The organism is Gimesia panareensis (assembly GCF_007748155.1).
GTDB classification, from domain to species: domain Bacteria; phylum Planctomycetota; class Planctomycetia; order Planctomycetales; family Planctomycetaceae; genus Gimesia; species Gimesia panareensis.
Window position 1 is genome coordinate 6,001,949 of the sequence record NZ_CP037421.1, and the last position, 22,331, is coordinate 6,024,279.

At 53.6% G+C, this 22,331-nt stretch carries 19 protein-coding genes; 8 read left to right on the forward strand and 11 right to left on the reverse strand.

Annotation, left to right across the window (positions count from 1 at the left end):
- Window position 1: 1 nt before the first annotated feature.
- From Enr10x_RS22355 to tadA, 3 genes are all read right to left on the reverse strand, one after another.
- A complete protein-coding gene (locus Enr10x_RS22355; protein ID WP_145112945.1) occupies window positions 2-754 on the reverse strand; it encodes an isoprenyl transferase in 753 nt (250 codons plus the stop codon).
- A gap of 242 nt (window positions 755-996) precedes the next feature.
- Window positions 997-1,197, reverse strand: coding sequence for a carbon storage regulator (locus Enr10x_RS22360; protein ID WP_145112948.1), 201 nt, complete (start codon window positions 1,195-1,197; stop codon window positions 997-999).
- 308 nt (window positions 1,198-1,505) lie between these two features.
- A complete protein-coding gene (gene tadA / locus Enr10x_RS22365; protein ID WP_145112950.1) occupies window positions 1,506-2,021 on the reverse strand; it encodes a tRNA adenosine(34) deaminase TadA in 516 nt (171 codons plus the stop codon).
- Window positions 2,022-2,230: 209 nt separating this feature from the next.
- Between tadA and Enr10x_RS22370 the strand changes: the two genes are divergently transcribed.
- From Enr10x_RS22370 to Enr10x_RS22380, 3 genes are all read left to right on the forward strand, one after another.
- Window positions 2,231-3,646 (forward strand): right-handed parallel beta-helix repeat-containing protein, encoded by a 1,416-nt coding sequence (locus tag Enr10x_RS22370; RefSeq protein ID WP_145112952.1) that lies wholly within the window; start codon window positions 2,231-2,233, stop codon window positions 3,644-3,646.
- A 157-nt stretch (window positions 3,647-3,803) separates the two neighbouring features.
- On the forward strand, window positions 3,804-5,096 hold the full coding sequence (locus tag Enr10x_RS22375) for a Gfo/Idh/MocA family protein (RefSeq protein WP_145112954.1): 1,293 nt from the start codon (window positions 3,804-3,806) through the stop codon (window positions 5,094-5,096).
- 424 nt (window positions 5,097-5,520) lie between these two features.
- A complete protein-coding gene (locus Enr10x_RS22380) occupies window positions 5,521-7,047 on the forward strand; it encodes a hypothetical protein (RefSeq protein WP_197997330.1) in 1,527 nt (508 codons plus the stop codon).
- Between the two features lie 186 nt (window positions 7,048-7,233).
- Here the strand turns inward: Enr10x_RS22380 and Enr10x_RS22385 are convergent, their stop codons facing one another.
- On the reverse strand, window positions 7,234-7,836 hold the full coding sequence (locus tag Enr10x_RS22385; RefSeq protein ID WP_197996163.1) for a golvesin C-terminal-like domain-containing protein: 603 nt from the start codon (window positions 7,834-7,836) through the stop codon (window positions 7,234-7,236).
- Window positions 7,837-8,242: 406 nt separating this feature from the next.
- Here Enr10x_RS22385 and Enr10x_RS22390 point away from each other — a divergent pair, with 406 nt between their 5' ends.
- Window positions 8,243-9,265 (forward strand): IS110 family RNA-guided transposase, encoded by a 1,023-nt coding sequence (locus tag Enr10x_RS22390; protein WP_145105234.1) that lies wholly within the window; start codon window positions 8,243-8,245, stop codon window positions 9,263-9,265.
- Window positions 9,266-9,642: 377 nt separating this feature from the next.
- Here the strand turns inward: Enr10x_RS22390 and Enr10x_RS22395 are convergent, their stop codons facing one another.
- The 4 genes from Enr10x_RS22395 to Enr10x_RS22410 form a co-directional block, all read right to left on the reverse strand.
- The gene (locus Enr10x_RS22395) at window positions 9,643-11,481 is read right to left on the reverse strand and encodes a polyprenyl synthetase family protein (protein ID WP_145451437.1); all 1,839 of its coding nucleotides are present in this window, start codon (window positions 11,479-11,481) and stop codon (window positions 9,643-9,645) included.
- A gap of 83 nt (window positions 11,482-11,564) precedes the next feature.
- Window positions 11,565-13,421: a pectate lyase gene (locus Enr10x_RS22400; RefSeq protein WP_145451438.1), complete on the reverse strand. Its 1,857-nt coding sequence runs from the start codon at window positions 13,419-13,421 to the stop codon at window positions 11,565-11,567.
- Between the two features lie 44 nt (window positions 13,422-13,465).
- Window positions 13,466-14,500 (reverse strand): ATP-binding protein, encoded by a 1,035-nt coding sequence (locus Enr10x_RS22405; protein WP_145451439.1) that lies wholly within the window; start codon window positions 14,498-14,500, stop codon window positions 13,466-13,468.
- A gap of 51 nt (window positions 14,501-14,551) precedes the next feature.
- Window positions 14,552-15,004, reverse strand: a complete 453-nt coding sequence (locus Enr10x_RS22410; RefSeq protein ID WP_145112962.1) for a glycine cleavage system protein H — start codon at window positions 15,002-15,004, stop codon at window positions 14,552-14,554.
- A gap of 574 nt (window positions 15,005-15,578) precedes the next feature.
- Here Enr10x_RS22410 and Enr10x_RS22415 point away from each other — a divergent pair.
- The 3 genes from Enr10x_RS22415 to Enr10x_RS22425 all read left to right on the forward strand — a co-directional run bounded on the left by Enr10x_RS22415 (window position 15,579) and on the right by Enr10x_RS22425 (window position 18,323).
- Window positions 15,579-16,739: a GntR family transcriptional regulator gene (locus Enr10x_RS22415; protein WP_145451440.1), complete on the forward strand. Its 1,161-nt coding sequence runs from the start codon at window positions 15,579-15,581 to the stop codon at window positions 16,737-16,739.
- A 159-nt stretch (window positions 16,740-16,898) separates the two neighbouring features.
- Entirely contained in the window at window positions 16,899-17,852 is a 954-nt protein-coding gene (locus tag Enr10x_RS22420) for a DUF1559 domain-containing protein (protein WP_145451441.1), read from the forward strand.
- A gap of 54 nt (window positions 17,853-17,906) precedes the next feature.
- Window positions 17,907-18,323: a carboxypeptidase-like regulatory domain-containing protein gene (locus Enr10x_RS22425; protein ID WP_145451442.1), complete on the forward strand. Its 417-nt coding sequence runs from the start codon at window positions 17,907-17,909 to the stop codon at window positions 18,321-18,323.
- A 217-nt stretch (window positions 18,324-18,540) separates the two neighbouring features.
- Here Enr10x_RS22425 and Enr10x_RS22430 read toward each other — a convergent pair whose 3' ends face one another.
- On the reverse strand, window positions 18,541-19,881 hold the full coding sequence (locus tag Enr10x_RS22430) for a transposase (protein WP_197997309.1): 1,341 nt from the start codon (window positions 19,879-19,881) through the stop codon (window positions 18,541-18,543).
- Between the two features lie 238 nt (window positions 19,882-20,119).
- On the opposite strand from Enr10x_RS22430, the gene Enr10x_RS22435 reads away from it, so the two are divergent.
- Window positions 20,120-20,680 (forward strand): hypothetical protein, encoded by a 561-nt coding sequence (locus Enr10x_RS22435; protein WP_145451443.1) that lies wholly within the window; start codon window positions 20,120-20,122, stop codon window positions 20,678-20,680.
- Between the two features lie 25 nt (window positions 20,681-20,705).
- Here Enr10x_RS22435 and Enr10x_RS22440 read toward each other — a convergent pair whose 3' ends face one another.
- Both Enr10x_RS22440 and Enr10x_RS22445 read right to left on the reverse strand, forming a co-directional pair.
- On the reverse strand, window positions 20,706-21,566 hold the full coding sequence (locus Enr10x_RS22440) for a DUF817 domain-containing protein (protein ID WP_197997331.1): 861 nt from the start codon (window positions 21,564-21,566) through the stop codon (window positions 20,706-20,708).
- A gap of 115 nt (window positions 21,567-21,681) precedes the next feature.
- On the reverse strand, window positions 21,682-22,089 hold the full coding sequence (locus Enr10x_RS22445; RefSeq protein WP_145451444.1) for a hypothetical protein: 408 nt from the start codon (window positions 22,087-22,089) through the stop codon (window positions 21,682-21,684).
- Window positions 22,090-22,331 lie beyond the last annotated feature (242 nt).

Genomic DNA, 22,331 nt, shown 5'->3' on the forward strand with positions numbered 1-22,331 from the left:
CTTATCCTTTCAACCCACCGAAGCGGCGGTCGCGGGCTGCAAAGTCGCGCAGTGCCTGCCAGAAATCATTGACGGAAAAATCAGGCCAGTAGGTTTCCGTGACCCACAATTCGGCATAGCTGATTTGCCAGAGCAGAAAATTGCTGACCCGCATTTCACCTGCGGTCCGAATCACCAGATCCGGGTCAGGCATGCCCGAGGTATAAAGATGTGAAGAAATCACATCTTCGTTGATCTCTTCCGCCTTGAGTTTGCCCTGTTCGACTTCGTGCACGATCGATTTGACGGCATCCACAATTTCGGAACGGCTGCCATAATTTAATGCCAGGCAAAGCTGCATGCCGGTATTATCCCGGCTCTCACTGATTGTTCTGTCAACTTCTGCGAGCACATCATCGGGAATGTCGGTACGGCGACCGATGGTCGTGAAGCGGATATTCTGCCGCATGATCTCTTCACGTTCGCCGATGACGAATTTTTTCAGCAGCTGCATCAGCAGATTGAGTTCGAGTGCGGGCCGTTTCCAGTTCTCACTGCTGAGGCAGTAAAGCGTTAACTGTTCGATTCCCAGTCGGGTCGATTCTTCCACCACAGTGCGAACGCTGTTCACTCCCTGCCGGTGACCGTCAATCCGTGGAAATCCACGGCGGGAAGCCCAGCGACCGTTACCGTCCATGATAATCGCGATATGCCTTGGCAGTTGGCGGGACTCCAGGCCCAGCGATTCCCCATCCTGTTCCGAAATAGCGGGCACAATTTGCCTCACGATGTCTGGTGATAGTTTGAAATGACGTCTGGTCTGCTTACCAGGCAGACTGCTTTACAAGCGTCGACAGATTTTTTCTGTCCTGCACGTTCATTTTGAGCAATTTCGGCAAAAACGCCAAGGCTGCGCGGGGAGAAAGCACAGCTTCTTTAAAGAATGAACCGAAGTCGGAGGTTCGTTCAGATGTTTCTGAGGAGTTTCTCTCCTGAAATCATCTCTGCGAAAGTGAATCAGCCGCTGATTTCAACTGATTCCAGCTCTTCCGATTCGAGTACGGGATCCAGATAAACGGTCTCTTCCCAGTAAGCGGGCTCCGCTCCGGGAGATTCAATCGATAATTTGACGCGATCCTCAAACACTTCTAAAACTTTAACTACTGTATGTTCCCCAATGAGGATACTCTCATTCGCTCCACGAGAGATAATATGCATTCGCTCGCCTCAAAGTTATGTCAGATTTGAATCTGTGAATTGTGAAAAGTTATTGTGTGGCTCATTTTGACGAAGTGCAATCAGAAGGACAAGCTGAAAGCATTCAAAAAATAAAACGATTTTTAAGGAGGTTTCTTTTGCCCGAATATCCCTTGACAAAATCAGTTACAGAATATCTCTCAAATAAAACTCTGTTAGTTAAATTGAGAAACAGACCGACTGACTGTCGCTGATGACAGATCAAATTCACATCAAATCCCAGTGATGATTTCGTGAGGACATTTCTTAATATAGTATCGGATCGAAAACTATTTTTTTCCTTCCGCACGTTTGTTGCGAAAAAATTCCTGCAGGATATTTCGACACTCATCCTGCATCACACCACTGATGACCGTACTCTGATGATTCAACCGCGGGTCGCTGGTAATCTGAAACAGCGAGTGACACGCGCCCGCCTTTTCATCGCGCGTCCCGTAAATCACCAGCGGAATCCGTGACTGAATGATTGCACCGGCACACATCGGGCAGGGCTCCAAAGTGACATACAGCACACAGTCACTCAGCCGCCAGGTCCCCAGTGATTCCGCTGCCTGCGTGATCGCGATCATTTCGGCATGTGCGGTGGGATCGCTTAAAGTCTCCCGCTGATTATGGGCGGCGGCAATGATGCGATCCTGGTGCACAATCACCGCGCCGACCGGAACTTCATCTTCCTCGAACGCAGCTCGCGCTTCATCAAAGGCGAAACGCATCCAGCGGGTATGCAGTTGCAGCAGTTCGCGGTCGCCGGGGGAAATTTCTGGTTCGTCGGGACGATCAATCATCGCAGGTACGATTCTTTTAAAGGGAGAGTTTCAATCTCCTGCTCAACATAATCCAGACCTGCGTGAAATGAAAGTCGAGCTCTGGCTGAATCTCGTCGGAAAGAGGTAATCCCCTCTGATCCGTTTGAGATTCGGTATGGAATCCGCTTACAATATTCTGATTACTGAAACTTCGGACATCCTTCATTGAATCATCAAGGTTGACTCACATGCGTGGAATCGTGATCTGTCTTTCAACGCTCCTGGTTCTCGGCTACCTGCTGATAACTTCTCCAACCAGCCGTTCACAGAATCAGACCAGTGAGCTGCCGCCCGCACTCGACTCCAGTGTTAAAGCTTACGGTGCCCGGGGAGACGGCCAGACGGACGACAGCGCCGCCATCCAGCGGGCCGTCGATTCCCGGCAGGGACAGATCGTCTTTCCTAAGGGAGTCTATCGACTCACCAAAACGATCGAAATCAATCTGGACAAACTCGGCCCGACTTCCGTCAGTTCGGACGGCACTGCCACGATCATCATGGCCGGCCCGGGTCCCGCCTTTCGTTTCATCGGCACGCATGAAGGGACCGCTAGCCCGCACACCGTGAAGGAAAACGTCTGGCTCAAGCAGCGTTCGCCGATGGTCGACGGACTGGAAATTGTCGGCGATCATGAGGAAGCCTGCGGCATTGAAGCAACCGGCACCATGCAGATCACGCTCACCCGTCTGACGATCCGTCGGGCGCTACATGCGATTCACTTCGTGAAACGCAACCGAAACGTGATCGTCTCCAATTGCCATCTGTATGAAAACCGCGGTGCAGGCGTGTATTACGATAAAGTCAGCATTCATCAGTCGAACATTGTCGGCTGCCATATTTCCTATAACGCGCAGGGTGGCGTGGTCGTCAACAAAGGGGATATCCGCAATATCCAGATCGGCACCTGCGACCTCGAAGGCAACATGGGGGATGAAAACTCCCAACCGACGGCCAACGTGCTGATCGACTCCGAAGGGGCCATGGTGGGAGAAATTGAGATCGTGGGCTGTACGATTCAACACACTCACGATGCGCCCGGCTCGGCGAACATCCGTATCAATGAGAACGCCCGCATCCGGCCGCACTCTCCCGAACATCGCGACGGCAATATCACCATCGCCGACAATGTGCTCTCCGATGTGCAGACCAATATCGAGATTACTAGCGCCCGCGGCGTGACAGTCACCGGCAATACGATGTGGAAAGGTTACACGCATAACATCCGCATCCACGACTGCAACAATATCGTTGTTTCCAATAACGTCCTGGATCGCAATCCGCGCTACCATTACGGTGACGGGAACACCGCCCAGGTCGGGATGCTGTTTACCAACTGCGACGGCTGCACGATCACCGGCAACCACATTAACGGGACCGGCGCTGAGCGGGTCGCCTTTGAAGTGCGCGATTCGCGACGGATGAATATCGTCGGCTGTTCGATTCTCGATTATTCCACCACGGGACTCCTGTTGAAAAACGTTTCCGACAGCCGCGTTTCCGACTGCCTGATTCGCACCGATCTGCCAGACAGCCAGGGCACTCAGGCTCTCCAGATCATCGGCGGCAAAGACAATCAAATAGTCAACAACCTTTATAAAAAGTAGTTCAAAAATAGCGTCCCAGGTTCACGCTCCAGACTGTTTGACACTGATCGGGGTGCTGCTATGATAATCGGTCACGCTATTGATATCTCTGGTCGCATTCCTGTCAGGAATTCACAGGCCATCTATATTCATATTCCGCCGCTCAAGGAGTCTGTGCATGTCTAATCTGTCACGCCGTAACTTTCTGAAAAAATCTGTCTATGGCGGTCTCTTCATGGGGCTGAGCGCGAAGAGCTATCGTTCCACCTTTGCCGCCGTCCCGCCCAGCGAACGCGTGCGGATCGGCATGATCGGTGTTGGCAACCAGGGTGGCCCGCGAAACAACATGAAGTACTTCCTCAATAATATAGAAGCACTTTGTGACCTCGATCAGAATTACCTGGCCGAAGCAGACGCCTTTCTGAAGAAGAATGCCAACAAGTCGGCCATGAAGACAGACGATTATCGACGACTGCTCGATTCCAAAGACCTCGATGCCGTTGTCGTGACCGTGCCCGACCAGTGGCATGCCAAGATGACCGTGGAAGCGTGTCGCGCGGGTAAAGATGTCTATTGTGAAAAACCGCTGACACTCGTGGTGGACGAAGGCCCCGTGATGATTGATGCAGCCCGGAAACACAAGCGGGTCGTGCAGACCGGAACCATGCAGCGCAGCGGCAAGGAATTCAAACTGGCCGTGGATCTGGTGCAGTCCGGCCTGCTGGGCAAGATCCACACCGTGAACGTCACGCTTCCCGGCCCTAACTGGATCGCACGGGCCGGCAAACCGGTTCCCGACAGTGCGCCGCCGCAGGGCTTTGACTTTGACCGCTGGCTGGGACCGGCACCGGAGCGTCCCTATAACAAAAATCGCGTCCACTACCTGTTCCGTTTCTTCTGGGATTACAGCGGCGGCCAGCAGACCAACTTCGGTGCCCACCATCTGGATATCGCGCAGTGGGGACTGGGGATGGATGAAAGCGGTCCCGTGAGTGCAGAAGGGACAGCCACCTTCAATCCCGATGGCTGGTACGAAACGCCGGACTCCACCAAAATCAAATACACGTATGACAACGGCGTCGTGCTGAATTGTCGTCAGGTTCCCGGCACCAAGAGTAAAAAGCAGGGGACAGAGTTTGTCGGCGAAAAGGGAAGCCTGTTCGTCTATCGTGGCGGTATCATCGCTAACCCGCCTGAGCTGTTAAAATCGGTCGAAGTGCCCAAGATTGTCAACCGGGATGCGAACATCGCGCATGTCAACAACTTCCTGGAGTGCGTCAAGACACGCCAGAAGCCGGCCGCCGACATCAGCATCGGACACCGTTCCGCCACGGTCTGCCACCTCGGAAACATTGCCGTACGGACAGGCAAGAAAATCCAGTGGGATCCGAAACAGGAAACCATTGTGGGTGATGCGGACGCCGCCAAATGGCTCTCGAAAGAATACCGTAAACCTTACGAACTGGTGTGAGGCCAATACGCCCGTGGTAGAAAATCGTCGTGTGGCACCGTTGGCTCGTCCAACGGTGATCTGGCAGCTGTCCATGTGATATCAACATGTAGGGGCGCCCCTGTGTGGTCGCCCGCCGTGATTGACTATCGATGGGACAAGTCATTCGCATCGTTTCACTGCCTCCTGCGCATGTTAGAATCGAGCTCGTCTCTCGCAAGGCGGGTTGGCACACAGGCCAACCCCTACGTTGATTTAATTGAGACAGTCGGGTGGCACCGTTGGCTTGTCCAACGGTGATCGCTATGTCACGTCACTCGGATAGAGAAATTTCACCCCGACGTGAATTTCTTAACTTTCTTCAGTAGCAACCCGATTTTGATTCTGCTTACAATGAGGGAAACGTTCCTCCTGTTTTCCCACCTGATCAAGATCGAGTTTTGCCATGAAAATGCGCTTCCTGTTTTGTAACGCTGTCACACTTTGCGTCCTATTTCTTACAGCAACCCACACCAGCGCGGCTGAGACGCCCCAGGTGAAAGTCGGTTTCGCCGAACGTGATATCACCCCGGAGATCGGCATGGAACAGCCGGGCGGTTACGGGAAATCGTTTCACCGTTCGTTTCACGATCCCTGCAAGGTGCGGGCAGCGGTATTCGACAACGGGAAAAACGTGGTCGCGGTCGTGAGCCTGGACGCGCTGTTCATCCGGCGGGTGACCGTGGATGAAATCCGCGAACGGGTTGAAGCCAAATGCAAGATTCCGGCGAACTCGATCCTGCTGCATGCGACGCACTCGCACTCTTCGGGGCCGATGGGCATGATTCTGCCCGGCGAATTTGATCATGCTTCGAAATTCGTGCAGGAATTGGCGTATGAGAAATCATCGACGGCTGACGCTGCCTACCTGGAAACGGTCGTCGATCAGAGCGTGGAAGCGATCTGCGAAGCGTACAAAAAACGAAGTGCTTCTGAATGTGGTGCGGGAGTGGGGATTGAAGAACAGGTGGCCTTCAACCGCCGGTTCTTCATGCGGAACGGTTTGACCTTTACGCATCCGCGGCCCGGGAATCCGGATATCGTCAAACCGGCCGGCCCCGTCGATCCGGAAGTCGGCGTGATCGGCGTCTGGGATGAACAGGGACAGCTCAAAGGGTGTATCGTGAACTTCGTCTGTCACGCCACGACCAACCCGGGCGGAATCTCAGCCAATTACATCTATTATGTGGAACAGGTGATTCGCGGCGTCTTCGGGAAAGACGTCACGCTCGTCTTCCTGGCGGGAGCCTCGGGCGATGTGACGCAGGTCGATAACCTTTCCAAATATCAGCGGCGGCCCAGTGAAGAGTCGGCCCGGTATGTGGGTGGCCGGATTGGTGCCGAGGCGGTGAAAGTGCTGTTCTCGATGCCGCGGGGCAATTTCAAAACGATCGCCAGCAAAACCAAAATGCTGGAGATTCCCCGCCGCAAACCAACGCCCGAGCATGTAAAAGAAGCGGTCGAAGTTGTCAAAGCGGGGCCTGCGAAATCGAATGCCACCGACTGGGTGTTCGCGAAAGAGACCGTCCTGCTGGATGCCCGGCTGCAAAAAGAGCCAGTGGCGAAAGTGGAAGTACAGGCCATCCAGATCGGCCCGGTGGTCCTGCTGACCGATCCCGCGGAATTCTTCTGCCAGCTGGGTCTGGACATCAAAGCGGGCAGTCCGTTTCCGATCACGTTCCCGGTCTCACTGGCGAACGGCTGCGTCGGTTATGTGCCCACGAAAGAAGCGTTCGACAAAAACGGGGGCGGCTACGAAACCCGGCTGACCAGCTACAGTAACCTCGTCACCACGGCGGGGCCCCAGATGGTCAACGCAGCAGTCGAACTGTCAGAACAGTTGACGCCGGATACACTGCCCGAGCGACCTGCGGCACCGGCGTTCAATAATAATCCCTGGGCATACGGCAGTCTGGCACCGCAGGTGGATTAGACTGCGAAACCCTCGAAATCTTTTTTTGCTACCACGAAAAGCACGAAAGACACGAAACATTTACTCGCTGACATAAGGAAACCGAACCATAGTATCGGGTGAGCCCGGATGAATATCCGGGCCGAGCGCAGCGAGCAGGAGGTCACAAGGAAAGCTCAGGAGGGTAAAGAAATCCTGGTTACATTCTCATTCGCCCACATAAAGGAACTGGACGGCGTCAGCAATCACGTATTTTCCGTCGGTGCCGTCGTTGGAGATTTTGACCCAGCCGGATTTGCCTTGATCGAAGCGGTATGTGCCCAGGGTGCGGAACAGTTTCTTATGCTCGGGGATCTGCTGCTGGTTGATGCGGATTGTTTTTTCGCCGTCGGCGTGGTGGATCGTCACGGGGGTGTTGGTCGATCTGCGGATGTTGTAGCAGTGTGAGAGCCGGACTTCGTAACGGCCGGACCTGGGAAGATCGGGAGTGAAGATAACGGCTTTCTCCCCCTTCCCTTTTTTCTGATCGTGCAGGTAGCCGAGTCCGACATAGGGGGGCGTGTGCGTGGAATACTGCCAGACGCCGATGAGCTTCGCCTGGGTTTCATCGACGACGATGCCTTTCAGCTTGGTGGGATCCGGCACGATGAAGGGGACAAGTGCTGGTTTATCGACTTCGCCGGGAGCGTGGGTGTTGGCGACCGCGTCGGGGTGGGGTTTGAGTTTGGAAGCGGGTTCGCTGGAGGATGCAGGGGGTTGAGCAAAGGAGATTACAGTCAGCAGGACAATGAAAATGATTACAGGTTTCATGAGCGCTGTTTTCCTGTGAGCGGAATGGCGCTAGCCACCGGTAAATGAGATCAGCGTCTGCACACTTACTGGCGGCTAGGTAGCGTTTCTTAATTCGGATGTTTTATACCAAAGTCGCTTCAACCGGGGCTAACGCCCTGCGGCTAATGGTGAAGCCCCCCTCAGCGTAAGAGCCTGGGGACTGGTTCATGAGGTCAACGTTTTCACTAGTTACCGGCGGCTGGCGCCGTGCCGCTCATTTAATGTGAGGCAAGGTTAGCCTACAGTCTTCTCTGTTCGTATTTCGCTGATTTAAGCACTGTTGGGCAAGCCAACAGTGAAACTATGTAGGAAGCCTCCGTCGGATCGATTATCGTGGAACAAGTTCGTTCACAATCTGTTTCACGAAATCTCACCTCCGGAGGCAATGATGTTGTATGTTGGTTTGGATGTGCATGTCAAGCATATTACGATTTGTGTACTTAATAAGCATGGTAAGCTGCTGCAGCGGTGTCAGCTGCCATGCCTGGATGATGTGATTAAATTTCTGATGAACCTGCAAGGACGATGCGAAGTCTGTTTTGAAGCCAGTACCGGTTATGGCATCTACTTTGAAGCTCTGAGTAAGATTGCTTCTCGTGTTGCCGTGGCCCATCCAGGACTGTTGAAACTGATTTTTCGTTCCAAACAAAAGAATGATCGTGCGGACGCAGAGAAACTGGCCAAACTGTTGTTTCTCGATGAAGTTCCGACCGTTCATGTCCCGACTGCAGACGTGCGGGCCTGGAGAGAGTTGATTACATTCCGAGGCAAACTGATTCAGAAACGGACCCGGGCTAAAAATGGAATTCGCTCGCTTCTGAGAAGTGTTGGTTGCAGGGTTCCCAAAGAGTTTGGTCTCTGGACCATACGGGGGATGGAATGGCTAAAACAGAAAGATCTGAAACAGCCGATGCAAAATCTGAAACGGGACATGCTGGTAGAAGAGATCGAAACACTGACGAGGCAAACCAGGCTGGTTGAAACGGAACTGGCCCGCTATTCGAAAGAGAACATTGCCGTGCAGCAATTGCAGAGTATCCCCGGCATCGGCTTACGCACTGCTGAGGCATTCGTGGCCTTTGTGGATGACCCGCATCGATTTGCCAACAGTAAGAAAGTGGGGGCCTACTTCGGTCTGATCCCGATCCAGGATCAGTCAGGGAGTACTAATCGACTGGGGCATATCACGCGCGAAGGATGTGCAGAGGTCCGGCACCTGGTTACCGAAGCAGTTTGGCAGGGGATTCGATATTCACCGACGATTAAAGCCTATTATGAGCGGATTCATCGACAGGAAAAAGACAGGAAAAAGATTGCGATTGTAGCCACATCGCATTACCTGGTGCGTGTGATGTGGTCCATGTTGAAAAATGGAACCTTGTGGAAAGAACGGAGCCTGGCAGTCTGAGCGACTGCAGTTTCGATAAGTAAATTCAAAGAGTTGTGTCGGACTTAAGTTTCACGTTGAGATCGAAAGTGGGATTCAGGTGACATCCCGACGGGTGCCATGGCACACTGTGATGCCGTAACTGTGAATGGGAGTCACCGTAATTTGTCTTGTGGCGCCTCGCCAAGGCGAGTGATGCCGGATGGATGGTTGGATAATTCCGCGTTCTTCTCACTACGGTCTTGACAGAAGCTTCCTCATGGATGGCACCCGACTTCTGGTTCCAGGTGGGAAAACTGGTCGTCAATTGAACGCGATAACTGCGGCTTCCTGCTCGCTGCGCTCGGCCCGAATTTGATTCGGGCCCACCCGCTGATTGCGTCATCACGGGAGTGCAATTATGCGATCGGCTGTGGCATCAGGATCGGGAGATCAGGTTTGACTTCGGGGGTCTCTTCGGCCAGAACGGTTTCACAGAAGAACTTCAGCAGCTGTTTCAGATCTTCGTTCTCGACGCTTTCGGCCAGTTCTTCGGCCCGTTCGCGTGACTTGTCGACGAGGACCTCGGCTTTGGTGAAGACGTCACAGGCTTCGTAGATTTTCCGCAGGCGATTGATGCGTGCGCCGTCTGAAGGCTGACCATTAACGATCTCTTTGAGTTCCATTTTCTGCTGCTCGTCTCCCGACTGCAGAGCCAGGGCGAGTAAGAGGGTAGGCCGCATTGCCAGGGCGTCCTGACCGGAGATGAGCTTGTTGTTGTCATCGCCGCGCCAGTCCTTGAGGTCGTTCAGAATCTGGAAACCAACGCCGATCTGTCGTGAGAACGAGGAGATCAGTTCTTCGTATTCATTCACGGAACCGGTCATCCGGATGCCGGCATAGAGAGCGGCTTCGAACGCGGGTGAAGTTTTGAGTGCGTAAATCTGCAAGGCGTCCAGCGGGGCGAGTTCGAAAGTCTCACTCTCCTGCCAGGCCATTTCGGCCCCCTGCCCTTCGCAGAGCTTGAGGTGGGCATTCGCCATTTTTTCGACCAGGTCGGCAGCGGCTTCCGCACCGATATCAGCGCGGGCTTCATTGAGCAGACGATAGCCGATACCGATCAGGTAGTCGCCAATGTTGATGGCCATGCCGGTGCCGTGCTGACGGTGCAGTGTTTCCTGACCGTAGCGATATTGATCGTCGTCTTCGATGTCGTCGTGAATCAGTGACGCTTTGTGGAAGACTTCAATCGCCATCGCGGCTTTCTGCACGCCCAGCGGGTAGGTCGTATCGGTTTCACTCCCGTCCTGTTGTGCTTTGATCAGCGCATCGTAGGCAGCGAGGGTGATGAAGGGACGGAAGCGTTTGCCCCCATGCTTGAGCCAGTCGTAGGCGATGGCTTCGGTTTTGCCGAGCGGTGTCCGGGCGGCGGCTTCGGTTTTGGTGCGGAGCGGAGGCAGAATCTCGTTGAAGTGTTCTTCGAACAGCGAATTTGCAGCCCGCATGGTGGGCAGATAGCTGCGGGTCAGCGGCTGTTCCAGTGGTTCGTATTTTTCAAGGACTTCCCAGATCCAGGGCTCGTCCATTTTCGTGTTTTTACAGTCGCCCGAATGCAGGGGGACGGCGTAAGAAGGCACGCCGGCGATCAGGACTTTGTCGATCGATTTTTCCAGCACGTTGAGACAGGCGACGCCCAGGATGCCGTCCACGTAACCGCCAACGATGATCTTGAGGACGACGGGGGAACCTTCCGCGACGAGGACTTTGTAGCCCAGCTTTTCCGCTTTGACTTTGTAGTCCGCGATCGAGCAGGCGCCGCATTTTTCGCAGTCGAGGCCAAACTCATCGTATTCCGCGGGGCAGCCTTCGGCGTGTTTGAGGCAGTGCGGCAGAAGGAGCAGGCGGCGTTCGAAAGGAATCGCGAGGAACTGGCGTTTCCAGAAGAAGTTGCCGATCAGCACCATCATGAAGCCGAGGAACTTTTCGGGCTGATTCATTTCGCCCAGCAGTTCGCGCGACCAGTCTTCCAGCATCGCTTTGGTGAAGGGATTGGAGCAGTCGAGACGTTGGACGAACTTCTCGGCTTCTGCTTTCATCTCTTCGCGCAGCGCAAGGGTTTCCGGCACCGCCTTGAGATGGCTGGTACTGCGGCGTTTTCTTTTGACCGGTTTGGCGTCTTCGGAATCGCGTACCTCCGCATTTTCAGCAGGGACGCGTTTCTCTTCGGAACTTTCCTGGTCTAAAGGCGCAATGGACACGGAAGACTCCTCTATGGTTAGTATCTCATTCGAGTGGTAACACAATGAATGTAGAAATTCAGGCTTGAGAGCGCTGGTGGGACCTATTTTTCCTTCACGGACATTATAGGGGAATCCGGTGCTTCAAGCGACAATCTTAATTTCTCATCCGCACATTTTTTTAAAACCGTTTCCGCACGATGGAGTGCAGAAACAGAGAAGATAATTGGATAAAGTTGTTCGAAATACCACAGCTTGGCAAAGTAAAAACCGATGGGCGTCGTTTCTGTATAGGTGCCCGATTCGACCTGTTTGAGCAACCAGACCAGTCCCTGCGCCAGCCAGGGTGTTTCCAGAGATACCCCTACCGCCAGCAGGGCATCGACGGCGAGCGCGGTCTCTTCAACGCTGGAGGGCGCCCCTTCCGCTCCGCCCCAGCCCCCATCGGGATTCTGTACGCTGTGCAGGAACTGAACCGCCTGCTCCGCCTGGGGCGAAGCGCGCCGCTCCTCGGCAGCGTAAGCTGCCAGCACGCGCGCCGTGCCGTAGACCGGGTTTTCGTCATCAGCAATATGTTGATTTCCAAACCAGAGCGGCAGCCAGGAGCCATCGGCCCTTTGCTGGGTAGTCAGATAATTGAATCCACGTTCGATCGCCTGGGCAGCACGCGATCGCAGGTCGCTGTCTGCGGGATCGGCTGCGGTATTTAACCAGGCTTCCAGCGCCCGCAGGACGTGGGCCGAAATGTCAGCGGCACTCTGATCGAAAGGCAGCGTTCCCCAACCCCGGCAGAAAGTGGGCCAGCCCCCGTTTGAATTCTGGAGATCGAGCAGCCAGTTAACCCCATTGCGTAACGCGGAACTCATTTCAGGTGTAACCTGTTGTGTCTCTATCGGCTGGAGATTCAGGAGCGCCAGAATCGCTCCCGGAGTATCATCGGCATCGGGCACACCGCCAGGCAGATCGGTCCAGGCCCAGCCTCCGGGTTCCGCGGCGGTATAGGGATGCAGTTCCTTGTACTGCTGTTGCAGGAGCCAGTCGCGGATCGGCGCTTTTTCAAATTCGGACAGCGTGCCATCCAAAGCGTTCACGGAAAGCGTTGTCGTCCAGGTCGCCAGGTTGGTATCGATGGGCCAGCTGCCATCAGGTCGGACGGAGGCGAGTAAAAAGGCGAGGCCTTTCTTCACCACCGGATGATCGACGAGTCCCATGCCGGCCAGACTCATGGTGACAAAACTGGTCAGGGGCGCGGCTTCGAGAAATCCGCCATTTTCCGGTTGAATCTCAATCAGTTTCTTGAGGCTGCGTTTGATGGACAGCTTCCGAATCAGCCGCATGATCGGGTTGCGGGGCTTACGGAAATGATGTCTGACCTGACCGATGGCGATCAGCGCGGGGAGCGCATAACTGACGACGGGCAGGCGGACGGTTTTATAAAAGCGGTGCGGCAGACAGGAGAGTTCAAAGGGGAGTGCGGGGATCATTTTCCATTTGACCAGCCCGGCGAGGGCGCAATGTGTCAGAATCGGCACCGAAAAGGTTTTGTCTTTGCCATAACGTTCAATGACCGCGGTGACGCCCCCGACGCGATCGATATACTGGCGGGCGTTGACCACATGGGAGACGTAATGCTCTGTGTTTTTCGTCGCATGAAAGGCGGCGTGACAGAGCATCGTCGTGGAGATGTTGCTGAAGCTCTTGACGGTGTCTCCCCAGCCGCCGTCTTTATTCTGATGTTGCGCCAGCCAGCGAATGCCCTGTTCGATATAGCTGTCCAGCGAGTCGTCATCCGGCCGCTGTCGGCGGATCATCTCCATTGCCATGATGGCGGTGGCGGTGGAAAGGGCTGAGGTGGAGAGTTCCCCTTCCCAGTGGCCGGTATCCGTACGGGCATCGAGCAGATATTCGCGGGCCCGCTGATAACCTGACAGCACTCTTTGATAGGAGATGGTCTCACTCATTCTGGTGTCTTCCTGGCCAGAGTTCCTGGTTGGTAAAGGGATGCCTATAAATCCAGGGCATCCAGGCTGTCCATCAGATCGTCTAACTCTTCGTTGGTGGCCTGAGAGACTTTCGAATTCTGGCGAATCCCGACAGACATGCCGACCGCATCGCGTCCGTCAGCCACCAGTTCCGCATCGCGTTCCCGGGCCGCCATCTCGAGTGCATCCGGCGCACCGAACAGTTTTGAAAGATCGATTTTGAGGCCGGCGACTTCACCATCGGCACCAGCGATCCCCGGCGTTTTATGACCGGGAAAGATAATTGCATTTTCGGGACAGACACGACTGCAGGCCGGACAGCCTTTCTTGCAGCTGTCCTGTTCTTCGACGAGGATCTGTCCCCCCTGATCGACGCCGTACACGCCGAACAGACAAAAGTCGATACATTCCATGCAGTTCGTGCACAGGCTGTAATCGATGACCGGATACCAGCGACGTTTGGTCGGTTCCAGTTTTGTTTCCTCTGCGGCCGCCCCGTTGTTTTTTTCCGCATTGATGATGTCGAGCGGCTTGAGATACTTTTCCAGCTGCGCCGGTTGAGGGCTCTGCTGCAGCATGTCAAACAGCTGAAACGTCTGCACCTGGGATTCGCCGGCAATCCGTTTGATTTCCTGGATGTAATCCTGGGGAGTCGAACTCACGCGGAGATCGATTGAATAGATGTGTCGATCGGGGATCGTTTTCTGCCGTTCGGGATTCTCGAAGGGGGCTTTCTGTTTCTGCGCTTCTTCTTCGTCTTCGTCCACCTCTTCCTTCAAGAGGACGTGTCCTTCTTTACCGCGGACGCCCTGGCGGTCGAGGATCCAGTGACAGGCACGCGGATAAAGCCAGGAAAGCATGACCAGATCACCGCGGATCGCCTGCAGAAACAGGGAACCGGTATGGTCGGCAGAGAGATCGTACAGATGCGGAACCAGCGAGACTTCCAGGTCCGGTTCCATCAACAGTGCGGCGGCGAGAGACTCTTCCAGCTCACGTTTGGCGGGATTTTTTCCCTGAGCCTGAGAGATCACCACTGTTAATTTTTTGTCAGCCATTCTGAAACCTTTTCAACGCGAAACGAAACTCCTTCCGCCCCTGCCCGTTTCTCAGTTGAGTTGTCCTTTGATGATCCGCTGGGTCTGTTCCCAGACATCATCTAATAGTTGCAGATACTCTGGTGGCGTCAACCACCGGGCCTCTGACTCCATCTCAAACAACCAGCCCTTGTCGTAATTGTCTGTCTGATTAATCGCTGACGGGTCATTCAATAACGCTTCATTGAATTCCAGGATTTTTCCCGCCGACGGGGCATACAGGTCAGACAGAGCCTTGGAGCTTTCAATTTCCCCAATCTTCTGTTTCTCCTGCACGACCGTAAACGGATCGATAAACCAGTCCAGGAAATAGACATCCTGCAACAGACGCACCGAGTAAGCCGTAAATCCCACCCGATAATGGTCTGCCTCGGGCAGTAACCACAGATGTGATTTACTATAAACACGGTCCTGGGGAATTCGGGCCTCGAAATTCCCCATCATAAAGACAAGATCGTCAGGCATGTTTGATTGTGCTGTGAGCTTCGTTGCTACAAAGCCCAAGGTGAAAAGGGAGATCATCCCCATACGGATACAGGCAGGAATTTTCGCAATAAACACTATCTAAATAGTAGAAACAGTTTGGATGCGGGATGCAAGCACGATTCCCGTGCGAATAACGGGAACCCATAATTTTATCAGTGTCCGACCGTAAATCTACTCATAATCTGCGCTACAGAAAGACTCGCAACACGAGCTTTAGAAGATCACATCCGTCAACTCGATACCGTTCTGAATGACCGCCAGTGACCAGAATTGAGACCTATGAGATGCTCTCAGAATGCTGCATAGCGAGTCTTAAAGGCGAATTGTACTCAATTTGTACCTACATATCTTCAATTATTTACAGATTTTATGTACCTGACTATTCTCTGCGCAAATCTGATTACCACCTGAACTGTCAATATATTCGTTACTTTTTTCGGATATTTTGTTTGACAGCTTCCCTGGGGAGGGTAACATAAGCTCAAAATCAGAGATGTACGATGTTGTACGTACCTGTCTTAATACAATATCCGCCTGTTGAGGATTTCTGACAATGTTATCCGAGCACGAAGTCATCGAAGCCACCACTCCTTCCGGAGGTTCTGAGGCTGACTTCGCGCGGACAAAATACGAACGGATCGGGGAACATCTGAAGCGGCAGATCCGTGAAGGTCAGTTGCCCCCCGGCACCGCACTTCCTTCTGAACAGCAGTTAGCCAGCCTGTTTGACAGTGCGCGGAGCACAGTTCGCCAGGCCATGGGTCTGCTGGAACAGGAAGGCCTGGTCAGTCGCGTCCAGGGAAAAGGGACCTTCGTTCACGATCAGGCCCGTCAGCGGCTCTCCTGCGGGCTGGACATTCTGGCATTGGTAATCCCGGAGGTCCTGTCCGGTTTCTACCCTTCCCTGCAGCACAGCTTTGAAGAGTCCGCCAGTTATTCACAAAACCAGATGCTGGTCTGCTGTACCCGCAACAATGTCGACAAACAGGGCAATGTGATCCTGCAGTTAATTGATAACCAGGTCGGGGGCGTGGCGATCGTGCCCGCCAGTACGCCCCCGACTCCTGGTTATCAGATCCGACAACTGCAGAAAGCGGGCATTCCGGTCGTGCTCTGCCATCGCGCGGTCGAAGGTATCACCGCGCCTCTGCTCGGTCTTCCGTTTCGGGAAATCGGCCGGCTGGCGGGAGACGCCCTGGTAGAACAGGGGCACCGGCGTTGTGCCTTTTTCGCCCCGCACCGTACAAAGACGACCGATTTATATCTGGACGGATTTCAAAGCGCCCTGGCTGACGTCGGCTGTGAGCTGGACGATCACCACAGCTATTTTGGTGCGGCGGGCGTGATCGACATGCAGGAACTGGATGCGGAAATCGCCGGCACCCTGCAGCGAATGCTGGACCAGCCCGGGCGACCGACGGCCATCTTCACCTCATTCGATTCGATGGCCGAACGAATTTATCTGCACCTGACAAAAATGGGGCTGCGGATGCCCGAAGACATTTCCCTGATCGGCGTGGGAGATCAGGTGCGTCACAGTGTGCTGCAGCAGCAGATCGCTTCGGTCACCGTCAATGAAACACAACTGGGCTATCGGGCTGCGGAACTGCTGAACCAGATGCGGAGCGGCGAACTGGCCATCGAAACCACACTGACCGAAGTCATGCCCGTCGAAGTCTATCAGGGCACAACACTGGGAACCTGTGATCATTGACAGGAAATCCACAAGTATTCCTGAGGGGAGATAGCGCCTGTTGAAACGCGTTTGACATATCTACGGTAGATCGTCGCCGGGCAGTAATTCGCCCATCCAGCGCCAAAATTCAGGCGGGCCGGCGTCGCATTTTCCATCTGCTTGAGAGAGGGATTAAAAATGCAAAGCAACGTCTTGAAGAGTCGTGGATTCACACTGATTGAACTGCTGGTCGTCATCGCCATCATTGCGATCCTGATTGCATTACTACTGCCAGCCGTCCAGCAGGCGCGAGAGGCAGCCCGCCGCAGCCAGTGCAAAAACAACCTGAAACAGATGGGCCTGGCGACACACAATTACCACGATGCCCATGGTGTCTTTCCCATCAGTCACGGCGACACAGGCAACTCGTTCGGCTGGCGAACGATGATCCTGCCCTTCATCGATCAGGCACCGCTCTATAACAAGATCAACTTCAGCGGAAATATTGTCGATGCCGGGAACCTGACCGTCGCCCAGACTCCCCTGGCTGTATACCGTTGCCCCAGCGATCCGACGCCGGACCGCGTGAGCGGCGGCAACCTGGTCTGGTCGAACTGGTGCTACCCGGCGACATGTCCTTCCAGTTCCCGCAATAATATCGCGGTGACGACTTATAAAGGGATCGACGGCAAAGGCTACGACCAGACCGTGAGTGCTTCCCCCATGCCGCAGGGGATGTTCGATCGCCGGATGGGGCTCAGAGCCAGTGGCGGAGGGGGTTCGATTGTGACTCCCAACCGGACGATGAAGATGCGCGACGTGCTGGATGGGACCTCGAACGTCCTGTTTGTCGGCGAAAACTCTCCCGGATTCCATGCGTGGTCTTCCTGGGCGGCCTGGCATTCTCCGATGACGACCGCCTATCCGATCAATCATCCGTTTCGCGTCTGGCCCAGTGCCGGGGTCCGGATCAGTTCCGGTGCGCATGGCTGGATCGATGGCTTTGCGGCTTCCAGTTATCACGAAGGGGGCGCCCATTTCATGATGGTCGACGGCAGCGTGCACTTTTTCAGTGAGAACATGGATTTCCAGACGTATCAGCAACTGGGAAGCCCACAGGATGGCCTGCCCACGGGTGGATACTCGTACTGATGCTGATAGACCGTCTCTGAACATTTCACTTCCGGAAGTTGCCTGGAGAACTCCATGAATTCGTTTATTCGTCCGCGACTGGCGGGAGCTGTGCTGCTGGCTTTGTTCATCTCTGCTGGCTGTGGCGGGAAATCTGAGGATCTGCCTGAAACGGTCGCCGTTTCCGGAGTCGTGACCTACAAAGGGAACCCGGTCCCCGAGGCGACGATCATGCTCTACCCGGTTCAGGGACGTAAGCCCGCCTCAGGTCGCTCCGATGCGGAGGGCAAGTTTACGCTGACGACATTCAACAAAGACGATGGCGCACTCCCGGGTGAACACCAGGTGACGGTGAATGCGTTTCAGTCGACGCCGGAAGGGGTCTCGATGAAAAGTTCTATCCCGACGAAATACTCGAACCCGAGCAGTTCGCCCCTGAAAGTGACTGTTTCTGAGACGGAACCGGAGCTGAAACTGGAACTGACGGATTGAGTTCAGACAGATCTGAGAAACAGAGGCAACCAGTTCCCGGTTCTTTGTGGGAATCCTGATTCTTAATTGGACGCGGTAGCTGTGACTTCCTGCTCGCTGCGCTCGGCCCGAATTGCATTCGGGCTTACCCGGTTTACTTGCATTTCAGGTCTGTTTTCTTGCTGATTCGGGCACTGTTGGTCAAGCCAACAGTGGCACCCAACGCGGGTAACGACTTTTATTCAAGATAGATTTTCGCCAGTTTTTTTTGATCCGTTGTTGCCTGAATGATAGTTGGTTTTCCGCATTGCCGTTTCCTTTTCTTACACGGATGTCCCCGGCTTGCTTTTCTGTTATTCGGCCGTTTTTCTTCGGCGAGCACGGATTGCGAAAGCAGGTCGGTTAATGGCGCCCATTGCTGAGCATGGCAGGCAATTATCGTGACAGCCTGAGAAAACACACGAATCACTTTGATCGGACTGAGTTTTTTGAGATTCGTTCCCTGCTTATGCAACATGTCTTTTCCGACAAATAACGCAACCCAGATTCCGATCAGAGTCCAGTTTAATTCTGTGATGACATTTACAGGCGTCTGGCAACATAGCTTGCTGCGTTCACAGGATTGTTTTACTGAGCGGAAGAAAACCTCAATCCCCCATCTTTGACGATATAATTTACAGGCACATGCATCGGTCATTTCTAATTCGTTGCTCACCAGGTAGATCTTGTTCCTGCCATTATGGATCTGGAACAGACGCAGGACCAGCGGGCTTTGGTCTCGACGCTGCATAGAGTCGGGCCAGTAATAGACGAAGCCATCACGAATTTTCAACTGACCAAGTGATTTTAACAGGGTTACGTTCGAACCAACACGAAACAGGAAAGAATGCCCTGACTCCATGATGGCTGACCACAGCGGAGCACCTGTATATTGCGCATCCCCAACCAGTCGGACATTTTCTGGAAGGGATTCCAGCATTTCCCGGGCCGCAATTCGCTCACTGCCAGCTGCCCCCTGAATACACCAGCGAAACGGTAACCCACTGCCCAGATGCCAGAGCACGGTCGTTAACAGTTGAACGGTTAACGCCTTGGATTCATCGGCTTTTTTGCGGTATTTCGCCGACCTTCTATGATGGATCCCTGGTGCAAATTCACGCTGATTGGCTGCTGAGCGAGGCGCAGAGAACTTGGTGGCATCCACGGCCAGAGTGACTTTGCCTGCTGTGGTTCGATAGCCCTTCCATTGTCCCAGTTTTGAGGAAAGATGTTGAATCACCAGATCCACCAATGGCTGTCCGTAGTTCGCCAGAGCTTTCATCAGCCCTTGTCGTGTCACTGTCGTCGAAACCTGAAAGAGCTCACCGGCAACCGTGTAGGCCGTTTTTACCCTTTCGCCAAGTGTTCCTTTGGCAGTCCAGCCCATGCAGAGAATGGCAACCGCAGCCAACCAGCCCGGATCCAGAGAGGCATTGCCGTGACGTACCAGGGAAGACGTTTCGCAGGGAATCAGCCTGTCAAAAATCGCTTTCATTGACTGAATATTTATGCGAAGATGCTCGGTATCTTGATGCGGCATTCCAAGAGTCCTTTCTTGGCATGAGTGCAATTTGGTTAGCACCTGCATTAAACAACCTAACGGTTGTCCGCATCAAGATTTATTTAACTTACACAGAATCGTTACCCGCGTTGAGTGGCACCCGGCGATTTTTACGTTATAAACGATTATAACTGGAGTGGCAGGTACGAGTCGATTTATTCAGACAGGTTCTCAACTGCTGATCCGTGAACCGAAACGCAATGTAAGAAACAGACTGATGACTGATGATCTAATCCTCAATGACGTTGATCCCACACCGGAAGTCATTCATCGCTGGGCGTACGATGAGAACCTCTTTCTGATCGAACAGGATGAAGACCTTATCCTGCATGGTGCGGAATATGTCCCTTTACTGCTCCAGTTTGCCCGCGAACCAGACTGCCCCAAAAATGACTACTGCCTGTCGATTGTCTATTACCATTCACAAATCAGCCTTTTAAATCGTGATCGGCAGGAATGTGATGCGATCTTCAATTGCCTTGATTCGAGCATCGACTCGTCCCCGGTGACCAGCAAATGGGTGGCAGAATTCCGACGTGCCTACCAGCAACTGATTCACCCGTGTGCATTGTCTCACACTGACGCCGTTTCGCTTGCCAAATGGCTCCTGGTAGGCGATTACTGTGTCCGCTCATTCATGGAGACGGGACGTATCGTCAACGACTTTTGCGAGTTCAAGTGCTACACTCAATCCTACAACGGCTATCTTTACATCAATCCGGTCACGGGCATCTGGCAACAGTCTCACCATTCGCCGCTCCAGACGATTGAGTTATAATCAACGGACGAGCTGGACTGGCAGACTAAGCTGCATTTTCGGAGGTTGCTAACTCAGCCTGCAGTAACGGCTGTTGCATGATCACAGGTCGATTCACGAGTGAGACGAGCACAAAGCTGAGCAGCATCAGCAGATACCAGGCGACCAGCTTGGTGAGGGAGACCAGTTGCCAGTGGTTCTGTTGAGCGGGATAGACCCAGACATTGGCGAACGTGGCCAGGTTTTCTGCGAACCAGATAAACAGTGCAACGAGGAGCCAGCCGACGACCAGGGGCATGTGGCGGTGTACCCGATTCATGCGAAAGTAGATCTGGACCCGGCCAAACAGGATCAGGCTGGCGGCAATCAGCAGCCAGCGGATGTCGGTCACGTAATGATGGCTGAAGAAGTTGATATAAATCAACGACACCAGCACCACCGTGCTCCAAAGGGGCGGATAGCTGGAATAGCGGAAATCAAAGATCCGCCAGACGCGTGCGATATAACTTCCCACCGCGCTGTACATGAAGCCGGCAAACAGGGGGACGTTGCCGATACCGATGACGAACGGTTCCGGATACTGCCAGGAACGAATGCCGTCGGAGGTTTTAAAGAGTTCCATGATGGTCGCGACGATGTGAAAGATCAGAATCACGACCGCCTCTTTCGGTGACTCCAGACGAAAGGCGAGCAGGAAGATCTGGAAACCGACGGCTGCCAGGAAGAGGAAATCGTAGCGGTAGAGAGATTCGATCGGATACCAGAAACGGGTGATGATGATCATCGCCAGCAGGAACCCGCCGAAGATACAGGCCGAGGCCTGTTTGATGCCGAATAACCAGAATTCATGCAGGAACGTTTTCAGTGGTGTTACCTCGAAATGGTTGGTTGCTGGGGTTACTACCACGAAATTTTATTGGATTACTACCACGAAAAGCACGAAAGACACGAAAATTTTTCTGTGGGGGGTTGATGAAGAACAGCGAGACCAACTGGATTGAGCTGCGCTGTTTTCAGGTTTCTCATTCCTCGCTACAAGCCAGTGAACGAAGAAAATCACCCGTTCTTCTATCCGCTGCTGTTGTCGCAAGAGTTATAGGACACACAGTATCACCATATGGTGGCAGGACTATCACAGGACGTCGGTAATAGACTGAATCAGGCTTCTGATCAAGTTCCCGTTGTCCCCCTCGGATTCGTATGATTGACTCTCCGATATAACAGGCCAGAAGATTCAGGATTTGACTTTCGGACTTCTTCAATAAATCGTCGGTGTCCTGATAATGACTGAGAATCCACTCTTCCAGTGCATCGAGACTTTCAGGAGAATAATCAAACTCTTGATCGCTCTCGTCCATGAAAGACTGGAATTCCGCCAGAAAATCCGGCAGATAGTCGAGCCACGCTTGAAACTGTTCCCTCTCAGACATCTTTCATTCCTTACTCTCTAATCGCTATTGCTGAATACAGGTTCCCTACAGGTTAACGATTTTCAGCTACGGGGGTGAGTTTCCTTTTCGTAAAATGCCTGATTGGCTTTGGTTCATTCTGCTGGTGGCCCTGAAAGTCATTCGGGGTTTGTCGCAGGCAACAGGATGGGAAAGTGAAATCTAAGTATGGTTCTTTTTGTTGCCTGATTCTATTTTTTCTTACTGATTCAAGCACTGTTGGA

What these genes read in the sequence shown, in the direction of transcription:
- Enr10x_RS22435 (WP_145451443.1), top strand. Translation starts at nt 20,120, where the DNA reads ATGACTGATGATCTAATCCTCAATGACGTTGATCCCACACCGGAAGTC.
- Enr10x_RS22430 (WP_197997309.1), bottom strand. Translation starts at nt 19,881, where the DNA reads ATGCCGCATCAAGATACCGAGCATCTTCGCATAAATATTCAGTCAATG.
- tadA (WP_145112950.1), bottom strand. Translation starts at nt 2,021, where the DNA reads ATGATTGATCGTCCCGACGAACCAGAAATTTCCCCCGGCGACCGCGAA.
- Enr10x_RS22445 (WP_145451444.1), bottom strand. Translation starts at nt 22,089, where the DNA reads ATGTCTGAGAGGGAACAGTTTCAAGCGTGGCTCGACTATCTGCCGGAT.
- Enr10x_RS22360 (WP_145112948.1), bottom strand. Translation starts at nt 1,197, where the DNA reads ATGCATATTATCTCTCGTGGAGCGAATGAGAGTATCCTCATTGGGGAA.
- Enr10x_RS22410 (WP_145112962.1), bottom strand. Translation starts at nt 15,004, where the DNA reads ATGCCTGACGATCTTGTCTTTATGATGGGGAATTTCGAGGCCCGAATT.
- Enr10x_RS22425 (WP_145451442.1), top strand. Translation starts at nt 17,907, where the DNA reads ATGAATTCGTTTATTCGTCCGCGACTGGCGGGAGCTGTGCTGCTGGCT.
- Enr10x_RS22420 (WP_145451441.1), top strand. Translation starts at nt 16,899, where the DNA reads ATGCAAAGCAACGTCTTGAAGAGTCGTGGATTCACACTGATTGAACTG.
- Enr10x_RS22400 (WP_145451438.1), bottom strand. Translation starts at nt 13,421, where the DNA reads ATGAGTGAGACCATCTCCTATCAAAGAGTGCTGTCAGGTTATCAGCGG.
- Enr10x_RS22370 (WP_145112952.1), top strand. Translation starts at nt 2,231, where the DNA reads ATGCGTGGAATCGTGATCTGTCTTTCAACGCTCCTGGTTCTCGGCTAC.
- Enr10x_RS22415 (WP_145451440.1), top strand. Translation starts at nt 15,579, where the DNA reads ATGTTATCCGAGCACGAAGTCATCGAAGCCACCACTCCTTCCGGAGGT.
- Enr10x_RS22405 (WP_145451439.1), bottom strand. Translation starts at nt 14,500, where the DNA reads ATGGCTGACAAAAAATTAACAGTGGTGATCTCTCAGGCTCAGGGAAAA.
- Enr10x_RS22390 (WP_145105234.1), top strand. Translation starts at nt 8,243, where the DNA reads ATGATGTTGTATGTTGGTTTGGATGTGCATGTCAAGCATATTACGATT.
- Enr10x_RS22380 (WP_197997330.1), top strand. Translation starts at nt 5,521, where the DNA reads ATGAAAATGCGCTTCCTGTTTTGTAACGCTGTCACACTTTGCGTCCTA.
- Enr10x_RS22385 (WP_197996163.1), bottom strand. Translation starts at nt 7,836, where the DNA reads ATGAAACCTGTAATCATTTTCATTGTCCTGCTGACTGTAATCTCCTTT.
- Enr10x_RS22375 (WP_145112954.1), top strand. Translation starts at nt 3,804, where the DNA reads ATGTCTAATCTGTCACGCCGTAACTTTCTGAAAAAATCTGTCTATGGC.